At 60.4% G+C, this 7,144-nt stretch carries 10 protein-coding genes; all 10 read right to left on the minus strand.

Features of this window, described 5'->3' with window-relative positions:
• Positions 1–81: 81 nt before the first annotated feature.
• The gene (locus tag AC1DXV_RS28915; RefSeq protein WP_477868287.1) at positions 82–408 is read right to left on the minus strand and encodes a hypothetical protein; all 327 of its coding nucleotides are present in this window, start codon (positions 406–408) and stop codon (positions 82–84) included.
• Positions 409–1,450: 1,042 nt separating this feature from the next.
• Positions 1,451–1,876 (minus strand): hypothetical protein, encoded by a 426-nt coding sequence (locus tag AC1DXV_RS28920; RefSeq protein ID WP_477868289.1) that lies wholly within the window; start codon positions 1,874–1,876, stop codon positions 1,451–1,453.
• Between the two features lie 103 nt (positions 1,877–1,979).
• Entirely contained in the window at positions 1,980–2,255 is a 276-nt protein-coding gene (locus AC1DXV_RS28925; RefSeq protein WP_477868291.1) for a hypothetical protein, read from the minus strand.
• A 190-nt stretch (positions 2,256–2,445) separates the two neighbouring features.
• A complete protein-coding gene (locus AC1DXV_RS28930; RefSeq protein WP_477868293.1) occupies positions 2,446–2,898 on the minus strand; it encodes a DUF4265 domain-containing protein in 453 nt (150 codons plus the stop codon).
• Positions 2,899–3,000: 102 nt separating this feature from the next.
• Complete coding sequence (locus tag AC1DXV_RS28935; RefSeq protein ID WP_477936857.1) at positions 3,001–3,459, minus strand: hypothetical protein; 459 nt, start codon at positions 3,457–3,459, stop codon at positions 3,001–3,003.
• Positions 3,460–3,648: 189 nt separating this feature from the next.
• Entirely contained in the window at positions 3,649–4,416 is a 768-nt protein-coding gene (locus AC1DXV_RS28940) for a DUF6193 family natural product biosynthesis protein (protein ID WP_477936859.1), read from the minus strand.
• 95 nt (positions 4,417–4,511) lie between these two features.
• Positions 4,512–4,964: a cupin domain-containing protein gene (locus AC1DXV_RS28945; protein ID WP_477872584.1), complete on the minus strand. Its 453-nt coding sequence runs from the start codon at positions 4,962–4,964 to the stop codon at positions 4,512–4,514.
• A gap of 183 nt (positions 4,965–5,147) precedes the next feature.
• Positions 5,148–5,609 carry a hypothetical protein gene (locus tag AC1DXV_RS28950; protein ID WP_477936861.1) on the minus strand — a complete coding sequence of 154 codons (462 nt, stop codon included), beginning with the start codon at positions 5,607–5,609 and terminating at the stop codon, positions 5,148–5,150.
• A gap of 168 nt (positions 5,610–5,777) precedes the next feature.
• Positions 5,778–6,170 (minus strand): pentapeptide repeat-containing protein, encoded by a 393-nt coding sequence (locus AC1DXV_RS28955; RefSeq protein ID WP_477872580.1) that lies wholly within the window; start codon positions 6,168–6,170, stop codon positions 5,778–5,780.
• 169 nt (positions 6,171–6,339) lie between these two features.
• Positions 6,340–6,963 carry a tyrosine-type recombinase/integrase gene (locus tag AC1DXV_RS28960; RefSeq protein ID WP_477936863.1) on the minus strand — a complete coding sequence of 208 codons (624 nt, stop codon included), beginning with the start codon at positions 6,961–6,963 and terminating at the stop codon, positions 6,340–6,342.
• Positions 6,964–7,144: the final 181 nt, after the last annotated feature.

Genomic DNA, 7,144 nt, shown 5'->3' on the forward strand with positions numbered 1-7,144 from the left:
GGCTACCCTAAAGCTGCCGTTCGCGACAGGCAGCTGCTGGCCGCCAAGCGCCGTAGCTTCGCCTTTCGCAAGCCGTCATCGTCACAGTGAAGCTGCCTTGAGCCATTCCTCAAACCAGGCGGTCGGCATTCGTTCGCTCTCGAAGGAACGAGTCCGAAGCTCGCCCAATGAATAGGTGTTCGCGAGATAGAGATCCCACTGCGTTTCCACGTCGGTGAGGATCGGCAACAGCCGCTCAATCTCTTTGGGCGCGTCGACGTCCAGGTATCGGCACCAGAAGCTGTCACACCACTCTGCAATTTGCTTGTGCGAATGTGGCGCCGTGTCTGGCGCTGCGCCCCACGCAAGCACCGTGGCTACCGACTCGACGGTAAACGGTAGCTGGATCGAGGAGCCATTGCTGAGCATGGCCTAGCCTACCCGAAAGCCGCCGCTGACGAGAGGCAGTTCCTGGCCGATTGTCGCCATCGCGAACGATTCAAGTTCGGTCAAGCCATGCACGGCGCAAAGCGCGCGCTCGGTGCCGAAGGCGTTGTGGCCACTTCGTTCGACACTCGATTTCCTCAAGACACTCGGCGATTTCCGCGTCCACCGGCATGCCCTGCTCTAACCAGGCCACCGCCAGTTCAGGCCACGAGGGAGTGTCCCATCTGAGCCCCACGAGCACCACGTCTCTGGCAGGCGCCTGCCCCGACTCGTACTCGCGGTACGGCGATTCGAGATGAACAACCAGTGACTGGATAGGCATGTATCCAAGGCTACCCGAAAGCAGTCAGTCGCGACCGGCAGCTCCTGGCCGAATCGAGACGCAGAGGCTACCTCAGTACGATGTTCAGGCTTCGCCGATCGACAACGAGGAGGTGGAAGAACTCCTCGAGGCTGGAGGCCACCTGTGTGCCGGAGCTAATCCAGACGGACGATCGATCAACAGACTCTCTTCTGAGAAAGTATTCGTGGGATGAGATCAGAAAGTCGGCAAACGGAATGCACTCTCGTTCGAAACCTGCGCACTCCTGAGCACACTGTTCGATAGGCCACAACGAGAAGAAGTCGCGATCGGATTGACCTCGAGTCATTCCATTGCAAGCCGCGAACAGCTCGATCACATCGGTTGACGCCCATCGGCCCGCCCTCGCGAGCAAGGCAACTACCTCGTTGGACGGATACCCGGGCTGAATGTGGATTCCCTCGGTCCTCCACGCATGCAGCGCGGACGTTAGCGATTCCATGACCATCTGTGACCCTCTGCCGGCCGAGTTCGACGCCAGGTTAGCGTGGAGACTGTGCTTGTTGTCAGCCCCAGGTGTCGACGCCTGCATCCCTTGCGAGGACGGCTGAGGCTGTACGTTGACCGTTCCGAAACGCTGACTGAGGCATCGTAGCCTCTCACGGTGTCGCCCAGGAGCGGACGCTTCCAAAAGTCAGTTGCTGGCCGATATCGGATCTAGGCTCAACCAGCTGCGATGCTCGGGAACGAAGCACCGTCACCAGTCGCAATGGTGCTCGTCCTGATCGCCTTCAGGGCCTCGACGAGCCGCATACGCTTTCGCGGTGACTTGAGGGACGCAGGTAGGCGACTGAGCCAATGGCCGTTCGGGCCGACAGGGAGGCCGCTCTGTGATGCCAGGTTGCGCGATGTTGGCAGCGGTTGCTTCGACAGCACATCGATGAAGTGATCCAGTTGCGCAGGAGCGCTGAAGCGAAGTTCGGCGCCATCGAATTCCACGTGCAAGAAGACAAAGCCCTTGTGAGGGACGGACGATGGCGCTGGCAGATCGAACAACGAGGCTGAACCGTCCACCGGTCGATGGACCCAAAACGCGACGGGCGCTGAGCGCCAATCAGGCTGGTAGCTGAAGTGATACTTCGCGCTCATTGATGCTCATCCAGAACCGCCAACCAGGCGCAGCCGCCATTGTCGTTGCGGCCGGAAGCAGTCCTTTGCGACCGGCAGATGATTGCCGACGAGCGCAGCGCCCTCATGATTCGACCTTGATGCACTCTCCGTAGATCCCACTGGCGTCTACCCAGCCGTTGATCCGACCTCTGTTGTTGCCGATCTGGAAGCGTTCGCCTTGAATTGCCTTGACGAGGTGTAGGTACTCGGCGCCGCCAACCTTGCACAAGACAATGGCGCCGACCTTGAGCGTTGAGTGATCGGCGATCGGCGCGACCGTACAAAGCTGACCCGACTCCACCTTCCCCACCATAGAGTTGCCGCGCGGCCGAAATGAAACAACTTCTCCAGCCTTCAACCGCGCGATGTAGTTTGCTGCCCACCCCATTGGCCCCCCTATTTTGTAGATTCTTCGCCGGCATCTTTGACTCATGCAGATGACGCCATCACACGACAGGTCCTCTGACCAGCGATGGACTGGCCGGATAGCCTACCGCAAAGCAGTCAGTCGCGATCGACCGCTTGAATCCGCCGCCGAAGAGTGACCTTCAGGTGCCACGCTCCCACCACCCCAGCGCCGTGCCGTCTTCGGCATGGACGTTTCCATACTCCCACTCGCAGCCCGGATGGGATGCGACGAAGCGTTTGAAGACGTTCTCGATGGGAGCGAACCCGGCGCGAAGTGGAATCGTGAAAGCCAACCCCCTGTCGATGCTGCCGTCAAGGCGGCCGCCCAGATTTTCGACTTCTGCAGTGAGGCCTAGCTGCACGCCAGCGAATGCTGACGCAGAGAAAACACGGACAGCGATGTTTCCTGCACGGTCGGTGACGGTGTACAACCCCTCGGGACTGAGTTCGATTTCATCACCGGCAGCGATGCCATAAGCGAGACCGGGCGTGAATTCGATCCTGTACCTACTCCCACCAGAAGACGCCGCATGAACAGGCTCAAAGGCCGGCTTGCCACTGGAGTCTTCGCCGACTCGCAAAAGGATGTGCATAGGGGCGGACGTTAGCAAACCACGCCTGAGCGCCCCGAAAGCAGTCGACCGCGAACGTCCGGAAGTGGCCGGATTCGGCCATGGCATGTACGCGACCGCGGGCTACGGCGCACGTTGCTTGACGACCGAAACGTCTTCCAACGGGGCGGGCCAGATCTGAAGATGGTACCGATCATCGCCGTCGAGGCCATCCTCAGACAACGAATCGAGGCCGGAGAAGCAAACACGCACGCGATAAGTCCCAGGGGTCACAGGAATGCGGGCCGCACCTGGAAAATAGTCGGTGCAACCGGCAATGACCAAGTTCTCACCGGCTACGAACAGCKGGCATTCAACGACGTGATCGTAGGCCGTCGCGTTCGTTGGAGGCGATGATKTCAGGATCTCCAATGTGRCAGGAACTTCCATGTTCCTGACCGTGCCGACGCCGACGGTGCCGGGTRYAACCGCAAGCAGTCGCGCAACCGCTTCATCAGGCCAAGYGTCCRAAAGGTTGCCGTCRGCTGCTTCGTCTTGCAGGTAGAACTGGAAATAGTCGGCGAAGATGTTGAAGCTATGCATACGATGGGACTACTCTAAAGCCGACACTGCCGACCGACTGCTCYTGGCCGGCTGAAGACGTTCGGGCTCAACTGCAGCTTGCCTCCAAACGACCCTTCTGGTCTCGACATCCAACGAACTGCCGCTCAACGGTTGACGTGAGGGGCCTCAGCAGGGAAGACCGCTTGATTGAAGTGTTGGGCTACATGCTCAGCGAGACAAATCTTCAGCCGTGCCATCCACGGCGGGACCTACGCTCTCAGGCAAGCTGCGCAGGACCAAWTCGAGAGCCTCGTCYGCTGTGAGACCCGATGCAGGGAGACTGCGTCCTGGAATCGACACGGTGTGCTTGCCTTCGGGCGTGCACCCGACCACTGGGCAGTCCTCGGTGTATGGRTAGCCCGTGCACCTGCTGAAGCACAAGCGCGACAAGCTCGTGAAAGGGAATAGCTGYCTCAGTTGTGGGGTCTCGTACGCGAGACGTATGAATACTGMGAGTTCAGGGAAATCCGTCGGGRCCCGCTGSAGATACGTATCCCAAGCCCGCTGCGTAGCCTTGCCRCTTTCAAAAGCTTCGGCACCCTCGGCGACTGAAACGAAGGGGAAGGATGCCGCCAAGGCCATTGAGTTYGATAGACCGGCTATCCAGAAATCTATAGCTGAGGCGGCGAGTTCGACGTTGGGAGTCTGCCCCCTCGCAAGCTGAACGCCCTTGGYCCAAAAATCGACAAGAAACAAGCGCTCGCCAGCTGCTAAATAGACTTGGGACAAACGCCCTGGCGCGTGCACAYGAGCGAACGCGGGAAAACCTTGGGGAAGGTCATCCCGTCGGTCCACAGTCAGTGCCGAACCAATGCGCTCCAGTCCGCGCTGTAGCAGTGCGGGAAGACCGTGCCCCTCAAGGTCTGGGTACAGATCCTCGCGCACCGCGGAKTGCTTGCTGAGCTCGACGTGTGTGCGTGAGTCAGATCCAGTCATTTGGCATCTGCCTGAGGTTTGAAGTAGCGAACCTTGATCATGCCGTTCAGGCGCCCTCAAAGCTTGAGCGAAGGCTACGCGGCAATGGCTCCGCCCTAGAAAGTGCCGGATTTGAATAGTTTCCCATCGGCTTCGAGAAGGCGCCAAGCCTTGCCTTCCGTGTGAAGCGTTCGTCCAGTATCTGGGTAGTGGCAAACGTCCTGATTCACGCGAGTGCCAACGATCACGTAAGAACAAGGTTCATCCGACTGATTGGACACGTGGTGAGCATTGGGAACACCAGCAGGCCAGCATGCCGCGTCGCCCGCGTGAAGGACATGCGCCTCAGCACCTTCCGTGACTGTGACTGCACCGGACAGCACATAGAGGAACTCATCTTCGTTCTCGTGCCAGTGATTGTTGGACGACCGAGCCCCCGGATGAAGGGTCCGCACGTACGCTCCATACTGCGAAAGCCCTCCCGCGTCTGACAGTCGAAGGGTATCTGTGACACCAAAGGACTCGGGTTCGGCCCGCTCGGCAGGCACCTGATTCTTCTTGATGATCATTTCAGTTCTCGCACCGCGACATGAAGCAGCCGCAACTGTAGCGCTGGACCGCAACAAGCGGATCTTGTGTCGAGGACGACCGAGTTCTGCCGCTTAACTTTCGGCCAACCGTGAAGGTCGAAAGCTGACTTCAGTGAACGACAGCTCCGGCTGCTGCCTTTGGGCGGGACGGTCCGCGGGCGATCAGGCGACATCCCAGCCTGCAGCTCTCGCCTCTGTCGCCGACGCGAACGTGATGACCTTCGGCGCGAAGCGCCCGCCAGTGCTTACCAGGCACTCCAAGGTGGCGTCCTGGAAGGTGAGCACAAAGTGTTCCTTGTCGACCAAGTAGGTCTCGGCGTTGTGCCTGGGATGAATCGCGTTGGCCTGCTCGAGTTCGAGCAGCCGTGACGACTTCTTGATGCGGTGAACTGAGTAGTACTGCAGCCCACAGCCATACAGGGGGTGCGACGCGATAGCCTCGTCGTTTGGGTGGCCGTAGATCAGGCGGTGACAGACCGCGAATTCCAGCGCCCCCACCCTGTCGTCCGCCGTCACATAGCTGACCCTGAGGGGCCCCGCACCTATGCTGACGCGTGGCTCCCCCGCACTGGATGGTTGCGGCCAGTCGAGCATCAGTTCGACGGTGTCTTGTGTTTTGTTCACGCCGTGTATTCCTCGCCTTGCCTCCACATCGAGTGGCGCAACGATGGTACGTGAACACCGTCATAGCGGACCGGTAGGCCGGACGCCAGCGGTCGTTGCCGAAGGTCAGCTCATGGCCGAACTGAGACCCTTGGGTTTCAGCTCTATGCGAACTTGCGCGGCACCTCACTACCACTCCCAGGATGGCAGCTCGTCATCATCGCCCAGTTCGCAGCCGCAGAACGTCGCGCCCTTGACTATGACTCCCTCTCGTAGGGCACCTGTTGCCTTGATGGACTCTATCGCGGCGAGCTCGAACGTCGCGCCCGTGAGGTCTGCGTTGGAGAAGTCGGCACACTTCACGTTGCATTCACGGAAGCTCGTCCCCCGCAGACTGGCACCGGTGAAGTTCGCGTCAGCGAACCAGGAGTGCTTCCCGAAGTCTGCACCGTCCAGCACGATTCCCGAAAGATCGGCGTCGCTTAGCTCCGTCTCCGGAAACGATCTTTCCCCTGCGGTATAGCGGGCCTCGAGTTCGGCCCGGCTCGCTGGCGGCCGATAGTCATCCGGAGCTTGAAACAAGGGAAACGGTCCTTCCAGGGCGGCAGATTTGGACGACAGTTAGCCTACCGCAAAGCAGTCGCTCGCGAGAGACCGCAACTGGCCGGAACTGCCGACGCTCATCGAGAGCATACGGCGTGGTGCGGGCGGCGGCACTAGCAAGCTGCCGGCGCAGCCGCCGTCGATCGCCTCAGATTTCAGTCTGTTCGGAGATCTCAAGAGCGTCGTCGACTTCGATGCCCAGGTACCTCACCGTCGACTCGAGCTTGGAGTGCCCAAGGAGCAGCTGCACGGCGCGGAGGTTCTTGGTGCGCCGGTAGATCAGCGTCGCCTTCGTCCTKCGCATCRAGTGCGTCCCGTAGTCGGCGCGATCCAGCCCCAGTTCCTCGACCCAGTGCCCAAGGATTCTGGCGTACTGGCGAGTACCCAGATGGAGCGAGTCGTGGAGGCGGCTTGGAAACAGAAAGCCCTCCGGCTTCAGCCTAGCGAGCTTGATCCAAGCCTGCACGGCATCTCGGGCGGCCGGCGTGATTTCGAACTGAACCGGGCGCTGGGTCTTGTGCTGGACAACGATGGCACGCGCGGCCACCTGATCGCCGTGACACACATCGCGGACCTTCAGGCCGACCAGATCACAGCCGCGCAGCTTGCTGTCGATGCCGAGGTTGAAGAGTGCCAACTCACGAACCCGGCCTTCCATCTGCAACCGGACGCGCAGGGCCCAGATGTCCTTGAGCTTGAATGGCGCCTTTTGCCCGACGAGTTTGCCCTTGTTCCACGGTTCGCGACGAACGGCGCTACCTGCAATGCCCATGATGGTCTCCCATCGAGTTGAGGGCCATGCAGGATGCGCGCGGTCGCCGCTCGGGCACTTGCTCTGAGCCGCGCCCCTGGCGGTGTGGCCTACGATGCTGAAGGGCAGCTTTGGAGCGGTCTGGCAAACTCACGCTGCCGGCCACAACCAGTCGTCTGCCAACGTCTGCATTAGGGTTGTC

The organism is Rhizobacter sp. P3_C12 (assembly GCF_056402735.1).

Bases quoted from the DNA above. Each gene is read 5' to 3' on its own strand.
- AC1DXV_RS28920 (WP_477868289.1), bottom strand. From the start codon at position 1,876: ATGAGCGCGAAGTATCACTTCAGCTACCAGCCTGATTGGCGCTCAGCG.
- AC1DXV_RS28945 (WP_477872584.1), bottom strand. From the start codon at position 4,964: ATGATCATCAAGAAGAATCAGGTGCCTGCCGAGCGGGCCGAACCCGAG.
- AC1DXV_RS28915 (WP_477868287.1), bottom strand. From the start codon at position 408: ATGCTCAGCAATGGCTCCTCGATCCAGCTACCGTTTACCGTCGAGTCG.
- AC1DXV_RS28930 (WP_477868293.1), bottom strand. From the start codon at position 2,898: ATGCACATCCTTTTGCGAGTCGGCGAAGACTCCAGTGGCAAGCCGGCC.